The sequence below is a fragment of the Ferrovibrio sp. GW821-FHT12F09 genome (assembly GCF_058806775.1).
The window spans coordinates 2,513,029-2,535,903 of sequence record NZ_JBXAPZ010000001.1 but is presented as its reverse complement, the minus strand read 5'-3'; the positions used below and the strand labels follow the sequence as shown (position 1 = coordinate 2,535,903).

Genomic DNA, 22,875 nt, shown 5'->3' with positions numbered 1-22,875 from the left:
ATCGAAGTCTGAAACCGGAAACGGGGTGCCCGCGAAAGCCGGCGCCCCGTTTTTTTACATCTCCATGCCGGACGGCAGATGCCGGAACGGCAGCAGGGCCAGATCGAGCGCCGCCGGGCCCGGCGTGTCGACATCGACGATGATGGCGGCGCGATCCGCAAAGGCGGCGCGGAAATGGTTCTTGGCCTTGGCGGCGATCAGCCGCGTGATGCGCAGGTCGATGCCATGCAGGGCGAAATAGGCCGGATCGATGCCGGCCTGGCTGCTGCTGGTGACGATGATCCGCACCTTGTTGACGCGCAGCACCGCCGTCGGGCCCAGATTCACCGTCATGCCGGTCTCGAACGGGCCTTCGTTGACGAACTGCCCGTCGGTCAGCGTGACAACCTCCGCCGCAGTCTGTACCGGCGCGCCGAAATGCGGCGCAATCCGCCCGCCGAGTTTCGCTTCTATCGTCGCGCCGATGCCGGCGGCTGTCGCCGCCTGCACCAGACCGGGATCGCAGAGGAAGGCGAAGACCGCCTCGCCATCCAGCGCGGTCTCCAGCAGCGCGCGCAGCAACGCCGTGGTGTCGCCGATGCCGCCGGACAGCGGGTTGTCGCTCGGCTCCACCACGCAGACCAGACCCGGCGTGGCCAGCGCAGTGGCCAGGCCCTGGGCCGGCGTCGGCAGGCTGGTGCGGAAATCGGCGCGCCGCAGATACAGCGCATCGGCGATGGTATCGGCGGCGTCCTCGGCCTGCTCGGCCGTCTCGGCGTAAGCCAGCACGCAGGCGCCCGCCGTGGGACTGTCGCCCCAGACGAAACCGCCGAACACGCTGATGTCCTTCACGCCACCGGTGGTGAGCGCCGTCGCCTCGTTCACCGTGTCCGCCATCGGGCCGGCAGCCGTGCGCATGTTGAAGCTGTGCAGCAGCACCGGCAGCTTGTTCACCGCAGCCTGCAGCTTCACACCACCCTGCACCAGCCGCTCAAGCTCGGCCAGCACGCGGGCCGCCGTCTCGTTCATGTCGATATGCGGATGGGTTTTGTAGCCCGAGGCGAAATCCACCAGCGGCAGCAGCGCCGGCGCAATATTGGCATGCAGGTCGAAGCTCACGCCCAGCGGCGCAGCGCCGATGGCGGCCCGCACGCGACGGATCAGCTTCAGATCGGCCTCGGGCTCCGACACCGCGACCAGCGCGCCATGCAGCGACAGATAGACGGCGTCCCATGCCTGGTTTTTCAGGCCATCCAGGATATCGGTGACGATGCGCTCATACAGCGCGTCCTCCACCGGCCCGCCCGGCGGGGCCGAGGCACAGCGCAGCACCGTGACGTCCCAGCCCGGATGCGTGTCGATGAAGGCGGCGACCGCGCCCAGCTCGGTGCCGGTGCCGCGATAGCCCGCGACAGGCTCTGCGCCCTCGAACCATTCGCGGCGTTCGAAATCGGCGGCGACCGTGGGCAGCGGGGTGAAGCTGTTGCCCTCATGCCAGAGGCGGGCGACGGCGAGACGTTTTTTCTGATTCATCATGAACGCAGTTTACCGCTCAGGGCGTGAAATTGCCGTCGCCGTTATCGGGTTTCGCGGTGCCGTTTGCCGCACCAGCCGGTTTCGCCGCCGCGATGCTGTGCGGCACGATCACGCCGCAGGAGATGATCAGCTTCATCGCCTCGTCCACCGTCATCGACAGGATCTGGATGTCGCGGCGGCGATAGAAGGTCATGTAGCCACCGGTCGGGTTCGGCGTGGTCGGCACATAGACGGTGACCAGATCCTCGCCCAGATTGGCGCTGACTTCCGGACCCTGCACATAGTTGGTGACGAAGGCGATGGTCCAGGAGCCGGTCGACGGCCAGGGCACCAGCGCCACCTGCCGGAAGGAATTGCCCGACTGGCTGAACATGGTTTCGAAAATCTGCTTGAGCGCCGAATACACACCGCGCACCACCGGCATGCGGTTGACCAGCGCCTCGCCGATGCGCAGCAGGGTGCGGCCCATCAGGTTGGTGGCGAGGAAGCCGATCAGCGTCAGCAGCACAAAGGCGGCAATCAGTCCAAGGCCCGGAATGCCGAAGGGCAACTCGTAGGGGATGAAGCGTTCCGGCTGGTAGCCCTGCGGCACCAGGCTGCGCACGTTGCGGTCGATGGCTTCAATCGTGATGAAGACCAGGTAGATGGTCAGGCCGATGGGCGCCGTGACGATGATGCCGGCGAGGAAATAGTTGCGCAGCCGCGTGAACAGGCTGAGCCGCGGCGGCGGCGCGGCAGCCACCACGGTGGGGATGATCGGCGGCAGGTTGTCAGGCGATGGCGTGTTGGTCATCTCAGCTCACGACGTGAAAAACTTGTGCAGCGCCTGATAAGTTTCGTCCGGCGCTTCCTCGGGGAGGAAATGCCCGCTGTTGACCGGATGGCCGCTGAGCGGCCCGCTCACCCGGTCGCGCCAGGTGTCCAGCACGTCATAGGCCTTGTCCATCAGGCCCTTCGAGCCCCAGAGGATCAGCGCCGGGCAGGTCACCCGTTTGCCGGCTGCGCGGTCGGCGCGGTCATGCACCAGATCGATGCTGGCCGCCGCACGGTAATCCTCGCAGGAGGCATGGATCGTGTCGGGGTTGGAGAAGCAGCGCAGGTATTCCCGCATGGCTTCCTCATCGAACTTGAAGCTGGCGCCCGACCAGTGACCGGTCTTCTTGCGCAGATAGAATTCCGGATCGGACCCGATCATCTTCTCGGGGAACGGCGCCGGCTGGATCAGCCAGAACCAGTGGTAATAGCCGGTGGCGACCTGCTGGTTCACATTCTCGTACAGATGCAGGGTCGGCACGATGTCGAGCGTCGCCACCTTCTTCACGCGCGGCTGGTGATCCAGCGTCAGGCGATGCGAGACGCGACCGCCGCGGTCATGGCCGGCGAGGAAGAACTGCTCGTGGCCGAGCGCCGTCATCACGGCCGCCATGTCGGCGGCCATGGCACGGAAGGAATAGCTGGCATGGTCGGGTTCGGTGGCCGGCTTGGCACTGTCGCCATAGCCGCGCAGGTCGGGGCAGACGACCGTGAAGTCTTCCGCCAGCCGGGGCGCGATCCGGTGCCACATGGCGTGGGTCTGCGGGTAGCCGTGCAGCAGCAGCAGCGCCGGCCCCTTGCCGCCGACACGCAGGTTGATCTCGGCGCCCGCACCAGCCACGCGCTTTTGCTCAAATCCCGGGAACAGCACGGCTCACTCCTTTGCCCAGCTCGCACAATCCGAGCAGTCTAGCAGGGGAATCAGGCGCTTGCATGCCCCAGCCGGGCGGCTAGAGTGCTGGCTAACAGATTTTCCGGGAGGCTTGGATTATGCGTTTGGCAGGCAAGGTGGCGATTGTGACCGGCGGCGGCTCGGGCTTCGGCGAGGGCATCGCCAAGCGGTTTGCGCTGGAGGGCGCCGCGGTGGTGATCGGCGACCTCAATCTCGCCGCAGCAGAAAAAGTGGCGGCCGAGATCAACAAGGCCGGGCACAAGGCCCTGCCGGTGGCCGCCGATGTCAGCCAGAACGTACAGATGAAGGATCTGGTGGCCAAGGCGGTGGATACCTTCGGCGGGCTGGACATCATGGTCAACAATGCCGGCATGCCGCAGCGCAACGCGCCGCTGCTGCAGACCGACGAAGCCACGTTCGACAAGATCTTCGCCGTCAACGTCAAGAGCATCTATCTCTCGGCGATGCATGCGGTGCCCGAAATGCGCAAGCGCAAGGCCGGCGCCTTCATCAACATCGCCTCCACTGCCGGCGTGCGGCCCCGCCCCGGCCTGGTGTGGTATAACGGCTCCAAGGGCGCGGTGATCACGCTGACCAAGGCGCTGGCCGTGGAACTGGCGCCCGAGCAGATCCGGGTCAACGCGCTGAACCCGGTGGCGGGCCTGACCCCGATGCTGAAGGAATTCATGGGCGGCACGGAAACCGACGAGATGAAGGCGAAATTCGTCAGCACGATTCCGATCGGGCGTTTTTCCACGCCGCAGGATATCGCCAATGCCGCGCTGTACTTCGCCTCCGACGAGGCGAATTTCATCACCGGTGTCTGCATGGAGGTCGATGGCGGCAGATGTATCTGAAATCCCTGCTCCTGCTCTCCTGCTGCGCGCTGCTGGCCCTGCCGGCGGCCGCCCAGCAGGCTCCGGCAACCGCGCCAGCCCAGCAGCCGGGCGCGCAGACCACGCCGCCGACACCGACGACGACCGATCCGCGCGCAGCGGCCGAGCCGGAAAACCAGCCGATCAAACCGAAGGCTGCGACAAAGCCGGCGGCGAAGAACAGCACACCGCCGCCGCGCAACCAGACCATGGCCTTCACCCTGCCCGACCTGGTGCCGATCGCCGAGATTCCACGCGGCAAGGCGGTGATGATCCAGGGCGTGGTGCTGTCGCCTCAGGCCACCACCTTCGTACTGAACGACGGCAATTCCAGCCAGGTGATCAACCTGGGTTCGACCTGGCGCGACCTCACCAAGGTGAAGGCCGGCGACCGCGTGCGCGTGATCGGCCAGATGGATCCCTATGGCACGCCGGTCTTCCGCGCCGGCTCCGTCCTGCTGGAAAACAACCGCGTCGTCGTGGTGCCGCCGAACAGCTAGGCGTTCGGGCATAACCCGGGGTTAAGGCCGGCGGCCAAAAAGGCACGCGACAGCGGGAAGCCGGGCGGCAAGGATAGCCTCAGCGACAATCCTGCCCCGGAGTCCTTCCATGAGCGACATCCTGATCCTGCGCGGACGGCATCTGCTGACCGATTCCCGCCTGAAGGCCGGGGGCCTGATCGCCGATGGCGCGGTGGCGATCCAGGACGGCACGGTGCTGGAAACCGGCGTCTTTACCGCACTCTCCGCCAAATATCCGCAGGCCCGCGTGCTGGGCGATGGCACGCAACTGCTGCTGCCCGGCCTGATCGACGCCCATAGCCATGGCCGCGGCCTGTCTCCTATCCAGAAGGGCGTGCGCAACGACTTCCTGGAAAACGCGCTGTTCGACTGGGCCTATATGCCGGTGCTGCCGCCGGAACTGACCTCCGGCCTCTGCGCCTGGCGGCATCTGCGCAGCGGCTGCACGACGCTGCATCATAACGGCTTCGACGATGACGGCGCCGAGGGCGCGCGCCGTGCCCGCATCGCCATCCGCACCTATCTCGACAGCGGCATCCGCCTCGCCTTCAGCCCCGGCTTCCGCGACGAGAGCAAGCTGGCGATGGGCGGCACGGAATTCCTGGAGACCCTGCCCGCCGATCTGCGCAGCAAGGCGCAGGCGCTGGTCGCCTTCGACCGCGAGGCGCTGATGGACAGCTATTTCAGCCTGTTCGACGAACTGCATGCCACCTTCAACAGCAGCGACACCAGCATCCTGCTGGCGCCCTGCTGGGCGCATGGCGCCAGCGAGGAATTCCTCAACCGCGTGCGCGAAGCCAGCGACAGCCATGGCGAGGCCATGATCCACATGCATCTGCTGCAGAGCCCGGTGCAGAAGGAATGGGGCCTGCGCCGCAACAACAAGCCGACCGTGCAGTGGCTGCATGATCTCGGCCTGATGAGCAAACGCACCGCGTTTGGCCATGCCATCTGGGTGACGGAAGAAGATATCGCGCTGATGGGCAAACAGGGTGCGACGGTGACCACGCATCCGAGCTGCAATTTTCATATGCGTAACGGCATCACCCCGGTGATGGCGATGCGGGCCGCCGGCGTCAACATCGCCATGGGCATGGACGACAAGACCATCAACGACGACGAAGACGCGGTGATGGAGCTGCGCATGATGCACAAGGTGCATCGCCTCAGCACTTTCGACCTGAAGTCGCCACCAATGGATGCCTATGAGGCGCTGGAGACCGCCACGGTCAATGCCGCGCAGGCCTGCGGTTTCGACAAGGTCGGTGCGCTGCTGCCCGGCTGGAAGGGCGACGCCATCCTGGTCGACATGAAACGGGTGAATGACGATCCCTGGATCGATCCCGCCTTCGATCCGGTGGAGGCCTTCATCGAGCGCGCCATGGGCGTCGACGTGCATACGGTGGTGGTTGGCGGCAAGGTCTGCGTCGAGGATCACGTCGTGACGTCCATCGACGTCAAGGCGCTGCATGCCGAAACGCGCGCCTTCTGCGCCAAAGGCCTGACGCCCGAGCATCGCGCCCGCGCCGACCTGCTGTCGCAGATCAAGCCCTATGTGCAGGACTGGTATGCCGGCTGGGAAGACGGCCTGATCGACAAGCCCTTCTACGCGGTCAACAGCCGGGTGTGATGCCAATTTAAGTTGGCTTATCTTCTGGCTGATTTTCGTTTAAACATTTTCGGATTACAGCGATAGCAACTTCAATTCGTTGAGACTGCCCAACATCATGCCGGTATGTGTTTGCTGGATGGGCCATGAGTTTCTCGACAACACTAAGAATTGACATCATCACACGCGGCAAACCGGCAAGCTGTATAGACCATCCCTTTGGCGTGAAATGGGAAAAATTCTTTCTCAGATTATTCAGCAGCTCAACATCTTGTCCCACCTCATCATCGACATCGAGCGCGCTTCCCCCAAATTCCGCCATCCACTCAGCCTTCTTCGCCCGCTCATACAGCGTTTTTGGATCGGCCATATATTCTTTAGGCAACTTTAGATTCTCATTATTATGCGACTTCTCAAACCAATCGTTCCAAGCGGAAAAATTACTATCGGAGAGAGCGCCAATTCCAGATGTTCCGCTCAATGTGCAAACCAAAGCTCCTTGCAACACATTATGCATAGCAATAATGCACCACTTCCATTTCGTCAGATTAGATGAAACCAATGGGAAAAGTTCGGCACAATACTCCAAACTACTAATGAAGTCCTCGCGCTCATCGATCCTAAGGTAATTCATTTTTCCCACCCTAATACCCGCGCGCGCCGCGCTTGCCCTTCGGGCAGGTCTTGTAGGTGTTTTTCACCTGGCCGAGTTCGGTGCTGCGCACATGGCGCATATAGTCGTCCCAGGTCTGCAGTTTTTCCACCAGCTCGCCCAGCACCGTGCATTCCTCCGGCGCGAAATCGGCGATCTGGCGCGAGGCGACAACGGCATTGTTGGCGCGCTGCTCGGCGTAGGGATCGCCGGGCCAGTTGCGCTTGTAGGCTTCCGCGCGCGTGGTCACGGCATCGCGGAACTGCTGGGCATTCTCTTCGTCGAATTTGCCCCAGATCGGCAAGATGGTGCCATCCAGACCGCGACGGGCGCAGGCGCGGGCGAAATCGCGGATCACCATGCCGCCGCGCACGACGGCTTCGGCTTCCAGTTCGGCGACATTGAAACAGATATCGGGACGCTTGGGCCGGCGGCCCGGCCCCAGCCCGTCCTGTGCGAGGGCCGGCAGCGCCACGGCCGCCAGTATCACGCCCGCAACGATGCGGCGCAGCGGCTTAGCGTTTATGGGCAACGGCGGCGACAAAGGTGGCCGCGGCATCGGCGGCCATATCCGCCTGCGAGGCGGCCACGTTGGGGGTCTGCTCAAGCGCCTGGCGCACGGCCTGAGCCTCCTGCGGCGGCAGGCGCTTCAGGATTTCGATCGTCCGCTCATTCCCTGCAACGCGCAGGAAAGCCACCAGCTTGTCCCGGCTCATGCCTTGCTACTCCAAACCAACCCCGAGGGGCATTCTACCGCAGTTCCGCGGCAATACCATAGAATCGCTATAACAGCCCGCCGTTAAGGCGGCGTTAGCGGCCTAGCCCTTGGGCTTGGGCGCCGCCTTCACCATGGCCAGATAGATCGGCATGACGACGTTGGTGAACTTGTTCTGGCCGTATTGCAGCTCGTCCATCGCCGCCTTGACCATCTGGACGGTCGGGTAATACGGCACGATCACATAGCCATGCTTGCGCAGCGCGGCGACCACCGCATTGGCCTGCTTGGTGTAATTCTCGAAGAAATAGCTGTTGTCGGCGTCCTTGATCGCGTCGGAGATCACTTCCACCGCGGCAATCGGCTTGATGGCCTGCGGCCGCCAGTTATAGCCCTCCGGCGGGCCATTGGGATTGTTGCGATCGTCCGAAGAGGCCATGACGCGAGGCGATCAGCCGGCCGGCCGGCGCGTGCCCGTGGGCCACTGGCGCGCGGTTTCCTTCAATTCGGGATTCTGCACGCTCGGGACGCGCTTGGCATCCAACTCGCGCACCGCATGAGCGACGCGATGCTCCACCGCCATCTCGGACGGCTGGCGCAGGCGCATTTTCACATAGGCCTCGCGGAAGGCTTCGGCCACACGGCGTTCCAGCACGCTGCCCGGCCCAGTGATGCGACGACGGATGATGATGCCCAGCGCGTCGATGTTGAGGCCGATGATCGCATGCAGGCGCGGCGTCGGCTGCGACAGGCCGGCGCAGAGATTTTTCAGGCTGTCGGCATAGAGCGTAACCAGCGGATAATTGAACAGGCCGCCCTGGCCTTTCAGCTCCAGCGCCAGATCGTGGATCCACTCGTAATAGCGCGCGCGACTGATGGAATTGAATGCGGCCGAGCCCCAGGCCTCTTTCAGGGTCTGCAGGGTATCGACAGCGCTGGTTTCAAAATCGGCCTGGTTTTCCACGATGATCTTCTCGATCTGACCCCGCAATTCGGCACTCAGGCGCACCTCTTGGCCGCGCTTGAAATTTACCGCCTTGCGTTTCAGGTCGCCCCGGTTGGCGATCAGCCGTCCGGCGGCGTATGGATCGAACATCGCTGCCCTCGTTCATACCGTCACGGTTTTTGCCATGACTTAGCCGAATCGGCCGGCCCGCCACGAAATCATCGTGGCAGTTGAACCGGTTAGCAACAGGGAAAGCGCAGCCTCGGCGGGCTGGCGCGGCGCATCATGCGTCGCGCTGAATCACCCGCAGGCGGTGATTGCAGATATCGATCTTGTCAGCCATGCGGGCGCGCCAGATCTGGTCGGCTTCCTTCTCGGTCTGGAACGGGCCGTAGCGCTCCTCGGTTCCGCCGATCGGTGCCGGATCCGCCAAGTCCTTGAAAATGCCGCCTTCAACGTAAAACTGGGTCATGATCCTCATCCTCCGGTTCGCCCGGATCAGGGCCGCTATTATCCCGCAACTGCGAAGGGATGTGTAGCCCCTTAAAGGTTGTAAGTTGGTAACCGACGCTACGTTTTCAACGGGAAACGGGCGTCCAGGGCGGCGGCAACCTGCCCCACCGGCCCGGACCAGCCTTCGGTGCCGGCGCCCTGCCGGAAGCAGCGGACGCCCGGATAGAACGGGCTGTCGGCGCGGTCGAGCTGCCAGTACCAGAGCAGGCCGAGACCCGGCGCCGGCAGCAGCAGCCAGGTGGGCAGGCCGAGTGCGCCGGCCAGATGGGCGGCCGTGTTGCTGGCGGTGATCACCAGGTCGAGGCCGGCATACTGACCGGCCGCGGCCTCCAGATCGGTCAGCGGATCGACCTGCGGGTCGCGCCAGAGCGTCAGGCCGGCGGCGGCCACGGCCGCCCGTTCGTCCCCGGTATCGCCATATTGCAGATCGACCCAGAACAGGTCCTGCCGGCGCAGCAGCGGCGCGAGATCGGACAGGGCCAGCGATTTCTCCGCCCCGTATTGGGTGTTGCGGCTGCGCCATGACAGGCCGATGCAGGGCCGGCCGGCGGACACGGCGGCAAGACGCTGCCGGGACACAGCGACAGCGGCAGGATCGGCCTGGAGGAAACCGGCAAGCATTGCAGCAGATTACGGGGCAGACCATGCTGGCGCCAGCATGACGACTCCCGCCACCGCGAGCCTGATCCAGGCCGGCCTCGCCAGCCTGCAGACCGGCGACCTTGACGGCGCCCTGCAGCGCTTTGCCCGGGCGCGTGTCGAAGACCCCGCCAATATCGGCCTGCTGCGCATTGCCGCCGCGCTGTATCACCGCGCCGGACGCTGGGCCGAAAGCTGGTCCGCAGCCGAAACCGGCCTTGCCCTGCTGCCCGACGATGCCGGCTTCACCGATGCGCGGCTGGCCGCCATGGCCGATGCGGGATTTGCCGCCGCCGCGCTGACGCTGGCGCGCCATCACGCCGCAGCCCTGCCGCAGGATGCGCAGGCACAGGCGCGGCTGGCCGACCTGCTGCTGAAATGCGGCGCGACTGTCGCGGCGCTGGCGGCAGCGAAAGCCGCGTTGGCGCTGGCGCCCGATCATCCCCAGGCCCTGCTCGCCGGCGCCGAGGCGGCTTTCCGGAGCGGCGATGTCACGGCGGCGCGCGGCTGGCTGGATCATGCCGTGACGCTGGAGCCGGAGAACCGCAGCATCCGCATGGCACGCACCACCATGCTGCTCAGCCTGGGCCACTGGGATCCGGGGCTGCAGGATTATGAATACCGCCTGCAGCCTGGCGGTGCAGACACCGTGCAGCGCGTCGGCCTGACCCTGCCGCGCTGGCAGCAGCAGGACCTGCGCAACGGCGGCCTGCTGGTGATCGCCGAACAGGGGGTGGGCGACCAGATGCGGTTCCTGCGCGACATCCTGGCGGTGCAGCCGTTCTGCCAGCGGCTGATCGTCGAATGCGCCGCCCGGCTGGTGCCGCTGTTCCGCCGCAGCCTGCCGGCCGAGGTCATCGTGCAGGCCGCCGACGAATCGCGCAGCGGCGCGGTCCACCGCTTTGGTTATGGCTGGCTCGGCGGCGATATAGCGGCGGTGGACGCCTATATCGAGATGGGCAGCCTGATGCTGCGCCTGTTCGAGCGCGGCATCGCCCCGGATCGGCCCCTATGAGCCTGTTTTTTCACAATATCCAGTTGGTTGACGGGGGCCGCTGCGCGACCTATGGTCGCCGCGATTTTCAGGGGCTGCTGCCCGGAAAATGACCTCTGTGAGCCCGTAGCTCAGCTGGTAGAGCAAGCGACTTTTAATCGAGAGGTCCCGGGTTCGAATCCCGGCGGGCTCACCACTTCCCTTGATCCAGATGCGAAACTAAATCCCCGGCCAGTTGTTCCCGGTATATGATCCCGCCAAAAGCGGAGAAATTCCCTGAACCGGCAGATTGTCGATACCAGGCTCCGGCTGGATCCGGACCTGAATTTTGTCCGTTCCGAGCTGACCCATCTGGTGATGCTGTGGCAGCAGCAACGCGCCGGGCGCGCCCTGCCCGACCGCAGCGACTTCTCGCCCTTCGTGCTGCGCCCGTATCTGCCGCGCGTGCTGATCTACGAGGTGGTGGGCATGCCGCCCGAACGCCGCTTCCGCATCCGCCTCTACGGCACGCTGGTCAGCCAGCAGTCCGGCCGTAACCCGACAGGAAAATTCGTCGACGAGGTGATGGATGCCGCGGCCTATGCCGATTTCAATCGCGGCCTCTCCTGGGCCACCGACGAGCAGAAGCCGCTGCGGGCCAGCGGCACCTATTACTTCATCGACCGCAGCTTCGTGCATTTCGAATCTGTTACCCTGCCGGTGACGGTGGGCGGTCACGGCACGGCCGCGCAACTGATCAATATCAGCTATTACGGCGACGAGGACTGAGCATGACCACCGACAAGACTCCGCAACCGGCCCCGGCCGATGTCCAGCTCACCCGTGCGCTGCGGCGCTGGGAAGGCGAAGGCGGCGCAGTCGAGGACCATCACTTCGCGGTTTCGGAAAGCAATATCCTGAAATGCCTGGGCGCGGCCGTGGTGCTGACCTGGAACGACCTGCCGCAGCCGCTGCAGCGCGAACTGTTCCTGCATGCGCTGAAAGTCAACGACTCCTACGACCCGGAAACGCTGAAAGTCCAGATCGGCCGCTTCCTGCACCTGCACAAGGATGACGACGCCTTCAGCGTTTAGGATTGGCAGCGTCTAGAACGCTGTCACCAATGGTGAATGATGCGAAAGAGCAGATGCGCCAGGCCATAGGCGACGGCGGCGAAGCAGGCAGCAATACCGAAGACCTTCAGATGCCGCAGCAGCATGGCTACCGCGGCTCCCCACCACCCAGCGCTTCAACATCGCCCATGGAAATATCTCCCTGCGCCTGTCCGGCATGGAAATCGGCGGCGAAAGCATCAAGGCGCTGTTCGCCGATAGCCGCGCGCATGCCGATCATCAGATCCTGGTAATAGGTCAGGTTATGCTGGGTCATCAGCATCGAGCCAAGGATTTCATCCGAGCGGACCAGATGATGCAGATAGGCGCGGCTGTAGCTGCGGCAGGCCGGGCAGCGGCACCGCTCGTCCAGCGGCCGCGGGTCTTCGGCATGGCGGGCGTTGCGGATGTTCAGCGTGCCGCGCCGGGTGAAGGCCTGGCCGTTGCGGCCAGAGCGCGTCGGCATCACGCAATCGAACATATCGATGCCGCGCTGCACCGCGCCCACGAGATCCGATGGCTTGCCCACGCCCATCAGGTAGCGCGGCCGATCCTGCGGCAGATGCGGCACGGTCACATCCAGCGTGCCGAACATTTCTGCCTGCGTCTCGCCCACCGCCAGGCCGCCGACGGCATAGCCGTCGAAGCCGGTTTTGATCAGGCCCTTGGCCGACTCTTCGCGCAAGCTCCCGTTGGTGCCGCCCTGCACGATACCGAACAGGCCATAGCCTGCGCGCTGCCGGAACGCCGTCTTGCAGCGTTCGGCCCAGCGCAGGCTAAGTTGCATGGCTTCAGAGACGCGCCTGTCGTCGGCCGGCAGCTTGACGCATTCGTCCAGCTGCATGGTGATGGTCGCATCCAGCAGGTCCTGGATTTCGATCGAGCGTTCCGGCGTCAGTTCATAACGCGCACCGTCGATATGCGACTGGAAGGCGACGCCCTGTTCCGTGACCTTGTTAAGCTGCGACAGCGACATCACCTGGAAGCCGCCGGAATCGGTCAGGATCGGGCCGGCCCAGTTCATGAATTTGTGCAGGCCGCCCATCTTGGCGACGCGCTCGGCCGTCGGCCGCAGCATCAGGTGATAGGTATTGCCCAGAATGATCTGCGCGCCGGTCTCGACCACCGCCTCGGGCGTCATCGCCTTCACGGTCGCCGCCGTGCCCACCGGCATGAAGGTCGGCGTATCGATGGCGCCATGGGCGGTTTCGAGCCGGCCCTGGCGGGCGGCGCCATCGCGGGCGGATACGGAGAAACGAAGGGTCATGTGGGCTGGGCCTGTCTGAACAGCAGGCTTGTATCGCCGTAAGAGTAGAAACGGAAGCCCTTCTCCACGGCTTCCCGGTAGATCGCCCGCTGCAGCCCCTGCCCCACAAAGGCCGCGACCAGCATCAGCAGGGTGGATTTGGGCAGATGGAAGTTGGTCATCAGGCCATCCGCCGCCCGGAACCGGAAGCCCGGCGTGATGAAGATATCGGTCTCGCCGGCAAAAGGCTTCAAGGCTCCGTCACGGGCGGCGCTTTCCAGCAGCCGCAGCGACGTCGTGCCGATGGCGATCACCCGGCCGCCGCGCGCCTTCGTCTCCGCGATGGCCGCCACGGTCTCGGCCGTCACCTCGCCCCATTCGGCATGCATTTTATGGTCTTCCACCCGGTCGACCTTGACCGGCAGGAAGGTGCCGGCGCCGACATGCAGCGTCACGCGGGCAAAGCCGATGCCGGCGGCTTTCAGCGTCTCGATCAGGGCGGGCGTGAAATGCAGGCCGGCCGTGGGCGCGGCAATCGCGCCGGTCTTTTCGGCGAACACCGTCTGGTAGTCGGTCTTGTCCTGCGCATCGGCCTTGCGCTGGGCCACGATATAGGGCGGCAGCGGCATGGCGCCGGACTCGTTCAGGGCCAGCAGCAGCGCCGTATCGTCGCGGTCGAAGCGCAGCACCAGTTGATCGTCGCGGCGCTCGACCATCTCGGCGGTGATGCCGCCCTCGAACAGCGCGCGGTCGCCCTCCTTCAGGCGCTTGGCCGGTTTGGCCATCACGGTCCAGCAGCGGTCGCCGAGCGATTTCAGCAGCAAGGCTTCCAGACGGACCTCGGGATCGCGTTCGCGCCGGCCATAGAGCCGCGCCGGGATTACCCGGGTATCATTGAAGACCAGCAGGTCGCCGGCCTTCAGCAGCCGCGGCAGGTCGGCCACCGTATAGGCCACAGGGTCGATGCCGCCAGCCACATGCAGCAGCCGCGCCGCCTCTCGCGGCACGGCCGGCCGCTCGGCGATCAGATGCGCCGGCAGGTCGAAGTCGAAATCGGAAACCAGCATGTCCCTGCCCTCACCCCCCAGAAATCCGGGGCGGGCCGCGATCAGTCGGCGTCGGTGGCGACGCGCATCGTGATGATCTTGTCGGGATCGGTCACGCTGCCATTGCGGGCCTGGTTGCCGCGCTTGATGGCGTCGACATGCTCCATGCCCTCGGTCACTTCGCCCCAGACGGTATACTGGCCATCGAGGAAGCGGGCGTCGGCGAAGCAGATGAAGAACTGGCTGTCGGCGCTGTTCGGATTCTGAGCGCGCGCCATCGAGCAGGTGCCGCGCACATGCGGCTCCTTGGAGAATTCCGCCTTCAGGTTCTCGCCCGAACCGCCGGTGCCATCGCCCCGCGGATCGCCGGTCTGCGCCATGAAGCCTTCGATCACGCGATGGAACTTGAGGCCATCGTAGAAATGCTGGCTCGCCAGCTCCTTGATGCGCTTCACATGGTTCGGCGCCAGATCGGGGCGCAGCTTGATGGTGACGCGACCGTCCTTCAGCTCGAGATAGAGGGTGTTGTCCAGGTCGTCACTCATGGGAAGTCCTTTTACTTGGCGTCGGCTGCAACGCGCAGGCGAACAATCTTGTCAGGGTCGTCGACGGCGCCGCTGCCCGGCGCGCCCTTCTTGATGCGGTCGACGAATTCCATGCCACTGACGACGCGGCCCCAGACGGTGTACTGGCCGTCCAGATGCGGGGCGTCGTCGAGGCAGATGAAGAACTGGCTGTCGGCGCTGTTCGGCTGGTTGGAACGCGCCATCGATACGGTGCCGCGCTTGTGCGGTTCGCGGCTGAATTCGGCATTCAGCTTCTGGCCGGAGCCGCCGGCACCGGTGCCGGTCGGATCGCCACCCTGGGCCATGAAACCGCGGATCACGCGATGGAAGACCGTACCGTCATAGAAATTCTTGCGGACCAGTTCCTTGATGCGCTTCACGTGGTTCGGCGCCAGGTCGGGGCGCATCGCGATCACCACCTGACCGAACTGCAGGTCGAGAAGCAGGGTGTTTTCCGGATCGGTCCGACCCTGCGCTCGGGCGGCGAATGGCCACGAGAGCGCGGCGGCCAGACCCAGACCGAGCGTGATGAACTGACGCCGCAGAAGACGATTGGGGATCATGCTTCGCCTTTTTCCTTGAGGGCCGCGATGCTCACCCGCATGCGTTCGGCCACGCGCGGCGATACGAACGGCGCGATGTCGCCACCCAGCATGGCGATCTCCTTGACCAGGCGGGATGCGATGAACTGATGATTGTCAGAGGCCATCAGGAAAACAGTCTCGATCTCGGAATTCAGCCGGGCATTCATGCCGACCATCTGGAATTCGTATTCGAAATCCGACACGGCGCGCAGGCCGCGGATGATCATCACTGCGCCCAGGTCCATGGCGAAATGCATCAGCAGGTTGGAAAACGGCTTGACCTCGAATTCGGTGGCGCCGGGCATCAGCGGGCCGATTTCCTCGCGCACCATATCGACGCGCTCTTCCATCGAGAACAGCGGGCCCTTGCCGACATTGACCGCGACGCCGACCACCAGCTTGTCGACCAGCTTGGCCGCGCGCTTGATGATGTCGTAATGACCCTTGGTAACCGGATCGAAAGTGCCCGGGTACAATCCGATCCGCTGCTTGGTCATTCGCTCTCCCCAGATTACTCCGGCGTATCACCCGCCGTGTCGCCCGTTTCCTCGGCCGGACCTTCGTCCTGGCCGGCTTCATTCGGGCCACTTTCCGGCAAATGGGCGACTGACGCAACCTTCTCGCCATCGCCCAGCTTGAAGATGATAACGCCCTGGGTGCTGCGGCCGGCAATGCGGATATCGTCGACCGGGCAACGGATCACCTGGCCGCCATCGGTGACCAGCATGATCTGGTCGTCATGCTCCACCGGGAAGGCGGCGGCCACATTGCCGTTCTTCGGCGTGGTCTCGATATTGATGATGCCCGAACCGCCGCGGCTGGTGATGCGATATTCGTAAGCCGAACTGCGCTTGCCGTAGCCCTTTTCGGTGGCGGTCAGGATGAACTGCTCGGCGGCCTGCAATTCGGTTATGCGCTGCATGGGCAGGTCGGACGCCAGCTCGACGCCGGTTTCGCCTTCGCGGATACGGCGCTGGGCCGTGGCATATTTGAGATAGGCCTCGCGTTCCTCGGCCGAGGTCTCGATATGGCGCAGCACCGACATCGAGATCACATGATCCTCGTCGGCCAGCTTCATGCCGCGCACGCCGGTGGAAGCACGGCTCTGGAAGGTGCGGACATCATCGACCGGGAAGCGCACGCATTTGCCGGCATAGGAGGCCAGCACGATATCGTCCTGCTCGGTGCAGGGCAGCACGCCGATCAGACGGTCATCGGCATCCTCGCCCTCGAACTTCATGGCGATCTTGCCATTGGCATTGATCGAAACGAAATCGCTCAAGTCATTGCGGCGGACATAGCCCTTGGCGGTGGCGAACATGACATGCAGCTCACCCCACTTCGCCTCGTCCTCAGGCAGCGGCAGCACCTGGGTGATCTTTTCGCCGTCAGCCAGCGGCAGCAGGTTCACAAAGGCCTTGCCGCGCGACTGCGGCGTGCCTTCCGGCAGGCGATAGACCTTCAGCTTGTAGACGCGGCCGATATTGGAGAAGAACAGCACCGGCGTATGGGTGCTGGCGACCAGCACACGGGTGACGAAATCCTCGTCCTTGGTGCTCATGCCGGTGCGGCCCTTGCCGCCGCGCTTCTGCAGGCGATAGGTCGACAGCGGCGTGCGCTTGACATAGCCGCCGAAGCTGACCGTCAGCACCATGTCTTCGCGCTGGATCAGGTCTTCGTCATCCTGCTCGAACTCCATCTCGGCGATCTGGGTCCGGCGCGGCACGGCAAAGCGCTCGCGCACCGAAACCAGCTCGGCCCGCAGAATGCCCATCAGCTTGTCGCGGTTGCCGAGAATGGAGAGATATTCGTTGATCTCGACGGCGAGCGTCTTCATCTCGTCGACGATCTCGTCGCGGCCGAGCGCAGTCAGGCGCTGCAGGCGCAGGTCGAGGATGGCGCGGGCCTGGGTTTCCGACAGCTTGTACTTGCCATCGATCACCTTGTGGCTCAGATCGTCGATCAGGCTGATCATGTCGGCCACGTCGGAGGCCGGCCATTCGCGGGTCATCAGCTGTTCGCGCGCGGTCTGCGGATCGGGCGCGGCGCGGATGGTCTTGATCACCTCGTCGATATTAGCCACCGCAATGGCCAGGCCAACGAGGACATGGGCGCGGTCGCGCGCCTTGTTCAGCAGGAATCGGGTGCGGCGCAGGATCACTTCCTCGCGGAAGTTCACGAAGGCGCCGATCAGCTGCTTGATGTTCAGCAGTTCCGGCTTGCCGGCATTCAGCGCCAGCATGTTGACGCCGAAGCTGCTCTGCAGCGGGGTGAAGCGGTAGAGCTGGTTCAGCACCACGTCGGCCATGGCGTCGCGCTTGATCTCGACCACCACACGCACGCCGTCGCGGTCGGACTCGTCGCGCAGGTCGGAGATGCCTTCGATCTTCTTGGCGCGCACCAGTTCGGCCATCTTTTCGATCATCGAGGCCTTGTTCACCTGGAACGGGATCTCGGTGATGATGATGGCTTCGCGGTCCTTGCGGATCTCCTCGAAATGCACCTTGCCGCGCACGATCACCGAGCCGCGGCCGGTCCACATGGCCGACTTGGCACCGGCCCGGCCCAGAATAATACCGCCGGTGGGGAAATCGGGCGCCGGCAGGATTTCCAGCAGCTGCTCCAGCGTGATGTCCGGATTGTCGACATAGGCGCAGCAGGCGTCGATCACCTCGCCCATGTTATGGGGCGGGATGTTGGTGGCCATGCCGACGGCGATGCCGTTGGCGCCATTCACCAGCAGATTGGGAAACTGGGCCGGCAGCACCGTGGGTTCGCGGGTGCTGTCGTCGTAGTTCGACTGATAATCGATGGTGTCCTTGTCAATATCCGTCAGCAGCGCTTCCGCCGCCTTTTCCAGACGGATTTCGGTGTAACGCATCGCGGCGGCCTTATCGCCGTCCATCGAACCGAAGTTGCCCTGGCCGTCGAGCAGCAGCTGGCTCATCGAAAACGGCTGCGCCATGCGCACCATGGCGTCGTAAATCGACTGGTCGCCATGGGGATGATATTTACCCATCACGTCACCGACCACGCGGGCCGATTTACGATAGGCCTTGTCGGAGGTGTAGCCGTTCTCGTGCATCGAGAACAGGATGCGCCGGTGCACCGGTTTCAGGCCATCGCGCGCATCGGGCAGCGCGCGCGACACGATCACGCTCATGGCGTAACCGAGGTATGAGCGCTGCATCTCCTCTTCGATGGAGATCGGCTGGATGTCCTGCGTCTTGGTCTGATCGGTCACGAAACGGGCGTCCGGAAATGAGAGTGCTGCGGGCGATTTTGCGGGCGAATCACACGGCCCGCACGGGCCGGATTCGGCCCTGGAATCAGGCCGGAAAAACTACCATGTCGGGGGGCGTTGCAGCAATGCCGCGGGGCCTGTTTCAGACCCCAAAATCAGGGGTCGAAAATACCGGTTTTCTGCCACATCCACTGGTCTTCGCCGCAGGCGGCCACCAGCGGGCTGATGAAGGGCTTGTCGGTGGCGCGATAGAAGCTGCCGTCGAGCCGTTTGGCGATGCCGCCGGCCTCTGAAATCAGCAGGCAGGCGACGCCGAATTGTGGCCGGCCTGCACCAGCAGGTCGCCGACCGCCTGCATGTCGATAGTGTTGGTCATCTAAAGAAGCATTCTGCTAAATCTTGCGGCGTATACATGCCCTCTGGCTGGTAGCTGCCATGAAAAATAAAACTGCAATAGTCGCCATAATATGCACTGCCGTTGTAACCGGCATTGGTGGGTTTTATCTGGCGCAGTTGGATGAAGCGAGCCAGCTGAATGCGGCCAAAAATGCTGCCAAAACCATTCTTGCTGAAAGGAATCTTCAGTATTCCGACTTCTTTGGCCCGCAGCTACAGAAAGCGGAAAAGTGGAATACATTTTCCTCATATTCTTGGATTAACAAATCCAACGCACCCAATTTGCTCTTAGATGTTAGCGTTAGCGGCCTTGCCTGCTTATATGAAGTCCAACCCGAAAGACTGAATCAAATACTCTGCCGCGAGCTATAGCAGATCAGGCGTCGAAGATGTCTTTCTTCAGCCAGCTCCACTGGTCTTCGCCGCAGGCGGCCACCAGCGGGCTGATGAAAGGCTTGTCGGCGGCGCGATAGTTGTCGCCGTTCAGGCGGCGAGCGATGCCGCCGGCCTCTGAAATCAGCAGGCAGCCGGCGGTGTGATCCCAGGGCATGGCGCGGTTGTAGACCGCGTAATGGAAATGGCCGTCCAGCATGGCGAGGTATTCCTGGCCGGCGCAGCGCAGGATCATCACGCCGGCGGTCTTGTCCATGCGATGGGCAATGCGCGCGGCAAAGTCGCGGTCGCCGTAGCGCAGATTGGGCGCGCCCGAGAGATGCGCCAGCGATGGCGGTTTCGGCATGTTGATCTTGCGTAGCGTGCCATCGGCCTCGCGGATCACGGTGCCCTTGCCCTTCTCGGCCATGGCGCAGATGTTGCGGATCGGATCATAGATCCAGGCGGCGACCGCATCGCCATCCTTCACTAGCGCCACCATCACGGCGAACAGCTGGCTGCCGACGGCGAAATTGGCGGTGCCGTCGATGGGATCGATCAGCCAGGCATATCCAGGGCGCCGCAAGGCATCCATGATGCCCTCGTCGGCGCTGCTGGCCTCCTCGCCCACTACGGTGGATCCGGGCACCAGGGCCTGCAGGCGCGGCGTGAGAAACGCTTCCGAGGCCTTGTCGGCCACGGTCACCACGTCATGGGGCCCGGCCTTCTGGTCGATATCGCCGGCCTTGAGCTTGCGGAAATGCGGCAGGATGGTGGTGCGCGCCGCCTCTTCCATCAGCAGCCGAACGGCGTCCATGTCGATCTGTACAGCCATTACACGGCTTTCCCTTCCTGGCGCTTGAGCCATTTGCCCGCTTCCGCCTGGCTCAGGGCGACCGAGAGCTTCAGATGGCCATCGGCCTCCTGCATGTCCAGCACCTCGCCATGGCGATGCAGCCAGGCGATGGCCGCGCCGTCACCGGCATTCAGCGTGACATCCAGTTCGACCCGGTCGCTGCCCAGCATGTCATCGATGCGTTGCAGCAGTGTGTCGCAGCCAGACCCGTCCAGCGCCGAGATCAGCACCACATCCTCCTGGCGGTCGGCCTGGTTCTGCAGGGTCTCGCGTTCATCCACCGGCAGCAGATCGGCCTTGTTCCAGGCTTCCAGCCGGCGATGGCCGCTGGTCTCGCCGATGCCCAGCGAAGTCAGCACATCCTGCACATCGGCGGCCTGGGCCTCCGTGTCAGGGTGCGACAGATCGCGCACATGCAGCACCACGTCAGCCGAGATCACCTCTTCCAGGGTGGCGCGGAAGGCGGCGACCAGATGGGTGGGCAGTTCGGAAATGAAACCGACTGTGTCGCTCAGGATGATGTTGCGCCCGGACGGCAGGCGCAGGTCGCGCATGGTGGGGTCCAGGGTGGCGAACAGCAGGTCCTTGGCAAAGACTTCGGATTGCGTCAGCCGGTTGAACAGCGTCGACTTGCCGGCATTGGTGTAGCCGACCAGCGCCACCACCGGATACGGGATTTTCTGGCGCGCGCGTCGGTGCAGCGAGCGGGTGTTCACCACCTGCGCCAGGTCTTCCTTGATACGGATGATACGGTCGCCGATCAGGCGACGGTCGATTTCGAGCTGGCTTTCACCGGGACCGCCGAGGAAGCCGAAACCGCCGCGCTGGCGTTCAAGGTGGGTCCAGGACCGCACCAGGCGCGAACGCTGGTAATTCAGATGCGCCAGTTCGACCTGCAGGCGGCCTTCCTTGGTGCGGGCGCGGGCACCAAAGATTTCGAGGATCAGCCCGGTGCGATCGATCACCTTGGCTTTCAGGCCGCGTTCCAGATTGCGCTGCTGTACCGGCGTAACCGCCGCATCGACGATCACCACATCGACCGGGTTCTCGACGATCCAGGCGGCCAGCTCTTCCACCTTGCCTGGCCCCATCAGGGTGCCTGGACGCCAGTTGGACAGCGGCACGGCATCGCTGCGCACGACATCCAGGTTGATGGCGGCTGCCAGGCCAACGGCCTCGTCCAGACGCGCCTCCGGACGGCGGCGCTGGCTGGCGGCCACGGCCTTGGCATGGGCGGACTTCAGAAACGGATGAAGGACGAGCGCGCGGCGGGCGCGCTCGTCTTCCAGAGTGTCATGATCAGACATCAGGCAAACTTACACGATGCACCGGCCCCAATGCACTAAGCTGGGGGCACCGTTCCGGGGGATAAAACCCGCCTGGGTCAGCCCTGTTCCCCGGCGCTGGTCTTTTCGCCGGCCGCGGCCGGGTCGAAGAGCTGGATCGGGCCCGACGGCATCACGGTCGAGATGGCATGCTTGTAGACCAGCTGCATGTGACCGTCGCGGCGCAGCAGCACCGAGAAGTTGTCGAACCAGCTGATGATGCCCTGCAGCTTGACGCCGTTGACGAGGAAGACGGTCACCGGGGTCTTGGTCTTGCGGATGTGATTGAGGAAAACGTCCTGGACGTTCTGAGGCTTGTCGGCGGCCATTGTTATGGACCTTTCTTTTCTTATGTTGTTGTATTTATTTTATTTTTTTACCAGTCGGCCCATACGCACCGAACCGGTCCTGCGGGGGCGGCGGCCGCTGCCCCTCACGCAGGAATTAAAGCACTATTCGGCGAAAGTGGCAAAAGAATGGCGTGCACTGCGGCATCGGGTCACGCCAGCCATGGATGGGCTGCGCACCACTTATACGGCCAATCTGCAGAGCAGAATTCAGGGGGCCAGGAAGGGTGCGTCCCAGTCGGCCTTGCCGCCGCCATGGCTCTCGGCATGAGCCTCGTAAAGGCTCCGCAGCTTCGATGCCACCACGCCCGGACCGCCATTACCGATCGGCTTGCCGTCCAGTGTCACGATGGGCATGACATAGGACGTGGTCGAGGACACGAACGCCTCTTTGGCATCCAGAGCCTCGGCCACCGTAAAGGCGCGTTCCTCGAATTTCAGCCCCTCGCGCTTCGCCAGTTCGATCACCGCGTTGCGGGTGATGCCGCCCAGGATGTTGGTGCCGAGCTTGCGGGTGACCAGCACATTGTCCCTGGTCACGATCCAGGCATTCGACGAACTGCCTTCGGTGACAAAGCCGTCGCGGTCAACCAGCCAAGCCTCATAGGCGCCGGCCTCTTTCGCGGCCTGCTTGGCCAGAGCCGCCGGCAGCAGCCCGACCGTCTTGATGTCACAGCGGCCCCAGCGGATATCGGGCTGCGTGATCGCCGCAACGCCCCTGGCAGCCTTCTCACCGGCTTTTTTCATATCGGCGTGGCGGCCGATGGCGATCAGGCTGGGCGGGGTGTCGACGGGGAAGCTGAATTCGCGCCGCGCCGCACCGCGGGTAACCTGCAGATAGACGCTGCCCTCGCGCACGCGATTGCGCCGCACGGTTTCGTTCAGCACCACCTTCAGCGGGCCGCGCGCCATCGGCCGGTCGATGCGCAATTCATCCAGGCTGCGGTCCAGCCGGTCCAGATGACCGGTGAGATCGACCAGACGGCCGTTGATCACGGCAATCACTTCATACACACCGTCGGCGAACTGGAACCCGCGGTCTTCCACATGAACGGCGGCCTGCCCGTAGGGCACATACTGGCCATTGACATAGACGACACGCGACATCCGTTGCTGCC

At 64.0% G+C, this 22,875-nt stretch carries 27 protein-coding genes and 1 tRNA gene; 8 read left to right on the top strand and 20 right to left on the bottom strand.

Features of this window, described 5'->3' with window-relative positions:
* Nucleotides 1-54 precede the first annotated feature (54 nt).
* The 3 genes from AC1ROB_RS12630 to AC1ROB_RS12620 are packed head-to-tail and all read right to left on the bottom strand — an operon-like array spanning nucleotide 55 to nucleotide 3,199.
* The gene (locus AC1ROB_RS12630; RefSeq protein ID WP_492970813.1) at nucleotides 55-1,515 is read right to left on the bottom strand and encodes a M81 family metallopeptidase; all 1,461 of its coding nucleotides are present in this window, start codon (nucleotides 1,513-1,515) and stop codon (nucleotides 55-57) included.
* Between the two features lie 16 nt (nucleotides 1,516-1,531).
* Nucleotides 1,532-2,308, bottom strand: coding sequence for a DUF502 domain-containing protein (locus tag AC1ROB_RS12625; protein ID WP_492970814.1), 777 nt, complete (start codon nucleotides 2,306-2,308; stop codon nucleotides 1,532-1,534).
* A gap of 6 nt (nucleotides 2,309-2,314) precedes the next feature.
* A complete protein-coding gene (locus tag AC1ROB_RS12620; protein WP_492970815.1) occupies nucleotides 2,315-3,199 on the bottom strand; it encodes an alpha/beta fold hydrolase in 885 nt (294 codons plus the stop codon).
* A 119-nt stretch (nucleotides 3,200-3,318) separates the two neighbouring features.
* Between AC1ROB_RS12620 and AC1ROB_RS12615 the strand changes: the two genes are divergently transcribed.
* From AC1ROB_RS12615 to AC1ROB_RS12605, 3 genes are all read left to right on the top strand, one after another.
* The gene (locus AC1ROB_RS12615) at nucleotides 3,319-4,077 is read left to right on the top strand and encodes an SDR family oxidoreductase (RefSeq protein WP_492970816.1); all 759 of its coding nucleotides are present in this window, start codon (nucleotides 3,319-3,321) and stop codon (nucleotides 4,075-4,077) included.
* Complete coding sequence (locus tag AC1ROB_RS12610) at nucleotides 4,068-4,595, top strand: hypothetical protein (protein ID WP_492970818.1); 528 nt, start codon at nucleotides 4,068-4,070, stop codon at nucleotides 4,593-4,595. The genes AC1ROB_RS12615 and AC1ROB_RS12610 overlap by 10 nt, the downstream gene beginning before the upstream one ends.
* Before the next feature lie 109 nt (nucleotides 4,596-4,704).
* The gene (locus AC1ROB_RS12605; protein ID WP_492970819.1) at nucleotides 4,705-6,246 is read left to right on the top strand and encodes an amidohydrolase family protein; all 1,542 of its coding nucleotides are present in this window, start codon (nucleotides 4,705-4,707) and stop codon (nucleotides 6,244-6,246) included.
* A gap of 7 nt (nucleotides 6,247-6,253) precedes the next feature.
* Here AC1ROB_RS12605 and AC1ROB_RS12600 read toward each other — a convergent pair whose 3' ends face one another.
* The 7 genes from AC1ROB_RS12600 to AC1ROB_RS12570 all read right to left on the bottom strand — a co-directional run bounded on the left by AC1ROB_RS12600 (nucleotide 6,254) and on the right by AC1ROB_RS12570 (nucleotide 9,672).
* Nucleotides 6,254-6,859: a hypothetical protein gene (locus tag AC1ROB_RS12600; RefSeq protein WP_492970820.1), complete on the bottom strand. Its 606-nt coding sequence runs from the start codon at nucleotides 6,857-6,859 to the stop codon at nucleotides 6,254-6,256.
* A 10-nt stretch (nucleotides 6,860-6,869) separates the two neighbouring features.
* Nucleotides 6,870-7,352: a hypothetical protein gene (locus tag AC1ROB_RS12595; RefSeq protein WP_492970821.1), complete on the bottom strand. Its 483-nt coding sequence runs from the start codon at nucleotides 7,350-7,352 to the stop codon at nucleotides 6,870-6,872.
* 40 nt (nucleotides 7,353-7,392) lie between these two features.
* Nucleotides 7,393-7,593, bottom strand: coding sequence for a magnesium and cobalt transport protein CorA (locus tag AC1ROB_RS12590; RefSeq protein ID WP_492970822.1), 201 nt, complete (start codon nucleotides 7,591-7,593; stop codon nucleotides 7,393-7,395).
* Between the two features lie 102 nt (nucleotides 7,594-7,695).
* On the bottom strand, nucleotides 7,696-8,031 hold the full coding sequence (locus AC1ROB_RS12585; RefSeq protein ID WP_492970823.1) for a hypothetical protein: 336 nt from the start codon (nucleotides 8,029-8,031) through the stop codon (nucleotides 7,696-7,698).
* A gap of 12 nt (nucleotides 8,032-8,043) precedes the next feature.
* On the bottom strand, nucleotides 8,044-8,688 hold the full coding sequence (locus AC1ROB_RS12580) for a hypothetical protein (RefSeq protein ID WP_492970824.1): 645 nt from the start codon (nucleotides 8,686-8,688) through the stop codon (nucleotides 8,044-8,046).
* 133 nt (nucleotides 8,689-8,821) lie between these two features.
* The gene (locus tag AC1ROB_RS12575; protein WP_492970825.1) at nucleotides 8,822-9,010 is read right to left on the bottom strand and encodes a DUF4170 domain-containing protein; all 189 of its coding nucleotides are present in this window, start codon (nucleotides 9,008-9,010) and stop codon (nucleotides 8,822-8,824) included.
* Nucleotides 9,011-9,108: 98 nt separating this feature from the next.
* On the bottom strand, nucleotides 9,109-9,672 hold the full coding sequence (locus AC1ROB_RS12570; RefSeq protein WP_492970826.1) for a hypothetical protein: 564 nt from the start codon (nucleotides 9,670-9,672) through the stop codon (nucleotides 9,109-9,111).
* A 37-nt stretch (nucleotides 9,673-9,709) separates the two neighbouring features.
* Between AC1ROB_RS12570 and AC1ROB_RS12565 the strand changes: the two genes are divergently transcribed.
* The 4 genes from AC1ROB_RS12565 to AC1ROB_RS12550 all read left to right on the top strand — a co-directional run bounded on the left by AC1ROB_RS12565 (nucleotide 9,710) and on the right by AC1ROB_RS12550 (nucleotide 11,757).
* Nucleotides 9,710-10,705, top strand: a complete 996-nt coding sequence (locus tag AC1ROB_RS12565) for a hypothetical protein (protein ID WP_492970827.1) — start codon at nucleotides 9,710-9,712, stop codon at nucleotides 10,703-10,705.
* A gap of 99 nt (nucleotides 10,706-10,804) precedes the next feature.
* Nucleotides 10,805-10,880 (top strand) — tRNA-Lys (locus AC1ROB_RS12560).
* A gap of 161 nt (nucleotides 10,881-11,041) precedes the next feature.
* Nucleotides 11,042-11,452, top strand: coding sequence for a PAS domain-containing protein (locus AC1ROB_RS12555; RefSeq protein ID WP_492972195.1), 411 nt, complete (start codon nucleotides 11,042-11,044; stop codon nucleotides 11,450-11,452).
* A gap of 2 nt (nucleotides 11,453-11,454) precedes the next feature.
* Entirely contained in the window at nucleotides 11,455-11,757 is a 303-nt protein-coding gene (locus tag AC1ROB_RS12550) for a hypothetical protein (RefSeq protein WP_492970828.1), read from the top strand.
* A 127-nt stretch (nucleotides 11,758-11,884) separates the two neighbouring features.
* Here AC1ROB_RS12550 and tgt read toward each other — a convergent pair whose 3' ends face one another.
* From tgt to gyrA, 6 genes are read right to left on the bottom strand one after another with little or no spacing between them, the layout of a single operon-like run.
* The gene (gene tgt, locus AC1ROB_RS12545) at nucleotides 11,885-13,042 is read right to left on the bottom strand and encodes a tRNA guanosine(34) transglycosylase Tgt (protein ID WP_492970829.1); all 1,158 of its coding nucleotides are present in this window, start codon (nucleotides 13,040-13,042) and stop codon (nucleotides 11,885-11,887) included.
* On the bottom strand, nucleotides 13,039-14,088 hold the full coding sequence (gene queA / locus AC1ROB_RS12540) for a tRNA preQ1(34) S-adenosylmethionine ribosyltransferase-isomerase QueA (RefSeq protein WP_492970830.1): 1,050 nt from the start codon (nucleotides 14,086-14,088) through the stop codon (nucleotides 13,039-13,041). The genes tgt and queA overlap by 4 nt, the downstream gene beginning before the upstream one ends.
* Before the next feature lie 41 nt (nucleotides 14,089-14,129).
* Nucleotides 14,130-14,612: a peptidylprolyl isomerase gene (locus AC1ROB_RS12535; RefSeq protein ID WP_492970831.1), complete on the bottom strand. Its 483-nt coding sequence runs from the start codon at nucleotides 14,610-14,612 to the stop codon at nucleotides 14,130-14,132.
* An 11-nt stretch (nucleotides 14,613-14,623) separates the two neighbouring features.
* On the bottom strand, nucleotides 14,624-15,196 hold the full coding sequence (locus AC1ROB_RS12530) for a peptidylprolyl isomerase (RefSeq protein WP_492970832.1): 573 nt from the start codon (nucleotides 15,194-15,196) through the stop codon (nucleotides 14,624-14,626).
* Nucleotides 15,193-15,714 carry a pantetheine-phosphate adenylyltransferase gene (gene coaD / locus AC1ROB_RS12525; RefSeq protein ID WP_492970833.1) on the bottom strand — a complete coding sequence of 174 codons (522 nt, stop codon included), beginning with the start codon at nucleotides 15,712-15,714 and terminating at the stop codon, nucleotides 15,193-15,195. The genes AC1ROB_RS12530 and coaD overlap by 4 nt, the downstream gene beginning before the upstream one ends.
* A gap of 14 nt (nucleotides 15,715-15,728) precedes the next feature.
* Entirely contained in the window at nucleotides 15,729-18,461 is a 2,733-nt protein-coding gene (gene gyrA / locus AC1ROB_RS12520) for a DNA gyrase subunit A (RefSeq protein WP_492970834.1), read from the bottom strand.
* 435 nt (nucleotides 18,462-18,896) lie between these two features.
* On the opposite strand from gyrA, the gene AC1ROB_RS12515 reads away from it, so the two are divergent.
* Nucleotides 18,897-19,229, top strand: coding sequence for a hypothetical protein (locus AC1ROB_RS12515; RefSeq protein WP_492970835.1), 333 nt, complete (start codon nucleotides 18,897-18,899; stop codon nucleotides 19,227-19,229).
* Between the two features lie 4 nt (nucleotides 19,230-19,233).
* Here AC1ROB_RS12515 and AC1ROB_RS12510 read toward each other — a convergent pair whose 3' ends face one another.
* From AC1ROB_RS12510 to AC1ROB_RS12495, 4 genes are all read right to left on the bottom strand, one after another.
* Entirely contained in the window at nucleotides 19,234-20,064 is an 831-nt protein-coding gene (locus tag AC1ROB_RS12510; protein ID WP_492970836.1) for an inositol monophosphatase family protein, read from the bottom strand.
* Nucleotides 20,064-21,392, bottom strand: a complete 1,329-nt coding sequence (gene hflX, locus AC1ROB_RS12505; protein WP_492970837.1) for a GTPase HflX — start codon at nucleotides 21,390-21,392, stop codon at nucleotides 20,064-20,066. The genes AC1ROB_RS12510 and hflX overlap by 1 nt, the downstream gene beginning before the upstream one ends.
* A 77-nt stretch (nucleotides 21,393-21,469) precedes the next feature.
* On the bottom strand, nucleotides 21,470-21,739 hold the full coding sequence (gene hfq / locus AC1ROB_RS12500) for an RNA chaperone Hfq (RefSeq protein WP_492970838.1): 270 nt from the start codon (nucleotides 21,737-21,739) through the stop codon (nucleotides 21,470-21,472).
* A gap of 228 nt (nucleotides 21,740-21,967) precedes the next feature.
* Nucleotides 21,968-22,864 carry a D-amino-acid transaminase gene (locus AC1ROB_RS12495; RefSeq protein WP_492970839.1) on the bottom strand — a complete coding sequence of 299 codons (897 nt, stop codon included), beginning with the start codon at nucleotides 22,862-22,864 and terminating at the stop codon, nucleotides 21,968-21,970.
* Between the last annotated feature and the right edge of the window lie 11 nt (nucleotides 22,865-22,875).

What these genes read in the sequence shown, in the direction of transcription:
- tgt (WP_492970829.1), bottom strand. Translation starts at nt 13,042, where the DNA reads ATGACCCTTCGTTTCTCCGTATCCGCCCGCGATGGCGCCGCCCGCCAG.
- AC1ROB_RS12615 (WP_492970816.1), top strand. Translation starts at nt 3,319, where the DNA reads ATGCGTTTGGCAGGCAAGGTGGCGATTGTGACCGGCGGCGGCTCGGGC.
- queA (WP_492970830.1), bottom strand. Translation starts at nt 14,088, where the DNA reads ATGCTGGTTTCCGATTTCGACTTCGACCTGCCGGCGCATCTGATCGCC.
- AC1ROB_RS12580 (WP_492970824.1), bottom strand. Translation starts at nt 8,688, where the DNA reads ATGTTCGATCCATACGCCGCCGGACGGCTGATCGCCAACCGGGGCGAC.
- AC1ROB_RS12590 (WP_492970822.1), bottom strand. Translation starts at nt 7,593, where the DNA reads ATGAGCCGGGACAAGCTGGTGGCTTTCCTGCGCGTTGCAGGGAATGAG.
- AC1ROB_RS12555 (WP_492972195.1), top strand. Translation starts at nt 11,042, where the DNA reads ATGCTGTGGCAGCAGCAACGCGCCGGGCGCGCCCTGCCCGACCGCAGC.
- AC1ROB_RS12605 (WP_492970819.1), top strand. Translation starts at nt 4,705, where the DNA reads ATGAGCGACATCCTGATCCTGCGCGGACGGCATCTGCTGACCGATTCC.
- AC1ROB_RS12585 (WP_492970823.1), bottom strand. Translation starts at nt 8,031, where the DNA reads ATGGCCTCTTCGGACGATCGCAACAATCCCAATGGCCCGCCGGAGGGC.
- AC1ROB_RS12600 (WP_492970820.1), bottom strand. Translation starts at nt 6,859, where the DNA reads ATGAATTACCTTAGGATCGATGAGCGCGAGGACTTCATTAGTAGTTTG.
- AC1ROB_RS12510 (WP_492970836.1), bottom strand. Translation starts at nt 20,064, where the DNA reads ATGGCTGTACAGATCGACATGGACGCCGTTCGGCTGCTGATGGAAGAG.
- hflX (WP_492970837.1), bottom strand. Translation starts at nt 21,392, where the DNA reads ATGTCTGATCATGACACTCTGGAAGACGAGCGCGCCCGCCGCGCGCTC.
- AC1ROB_RS12550 (WP_492970828.1), top strand. Translation starts at nt 11,455, where the DNA reads ATGACCACCGACAAGACTCCGCAACCGGCCCCGGCCGATGTCCAGCTC.
- AC1ROB_RS12570 (WP_492970826.1), bottom strand. Translation starts at nt 9,672, where the DNA reads ATGCTTGCCGGTTTCCTCCAGGCCGATCCTGCCGCTGTCGCTGTGTCC.
- AC1ROB_RS12565 (WP_492970827.1), top strand. Translation starts at nt 9,710, where the DNA reads ATGACGACTCCCGCCACCGCGAGCCTGATCCAGGCCGGCCTCGCCAGC.
- AC1ROB_RS12575 (WP_492970825.1), bottom strand. Translation starts at nt 9,010, where the DNA reads ATGACCCAGTTTTACGTTGAAGGCGGCATTTTCAAGGACTTGGCGGAT.
- AC1ROB_RS12535 (WP_492970831.1), bottom strand. Translation starts at nt 14,612, where the DNA reads ATGAGTGACGACCTGGACAACACCCTCTATCTCGAGCTGAAGGACGGT.
- AC1ROB_RS12530 (WP_492970832.1), bottom strand. Translation starts at nt 15,196, where the DNA reads ATGATCCCCAATCGTCTTCTGCGGCGTCAGTTCATCACGCTCGGTCTG.
- AC1ROB_RS12610 (WP_492970818.1), top strand. Translation starts at nt 4,068, where the DNA reads ATGTATCTGAAATCCCTGCTCCTGCTCTCCTGCTGCGCGCTGCTGGCC.
- coaD (WP_492970833.1), bottom strand. Translation starts at nt 15,714, where the DNA reads ATGACCAAGCAGCGGATCGGATTGTACCCGGGCACTTTCGATCCGGTT.
- hfq (WP_492970838.1), bottom strand. Translation starts at nt 21,739, where the DNA reads ATGGCCGCCGACAAGCCTCAGAACGTCCAGGACGTTTTCCTCAATCAC.
- AC1ROB_RS12495 (WP_492970839.1), bottom strand. Translation starts at nt 22,864, where the DNA reads ATGTCGCGTGTCGTCTATGTCAATGGCCAGTATGTGCCCTACGGGCAG.
- AC1ROB_RS12630 (WP_492970813.1), bottom strand. Translation starts at nt 1,515, where the DNA reads ATGATGAATCAGAAAAAACGTCTCGCCGTCGCCCGCCTCTGGCATGAG.
- AC1ROB_RS12515 (WP_492970835.1), top strand. Translation starts at nt 18,897, where the DNA reads ATGAAAAATAAAACTGCAATAGTCGCCATAATATGCACTGCCGTTGTA.
- AC1ROB_RS12625 (WP_492970814.1), bottom strand. Translation starts at nt 2,308, where the DNA reads ATGACCAACACGCCATCGCCTGACAACCTGCCGCCGATCATCCCCACC.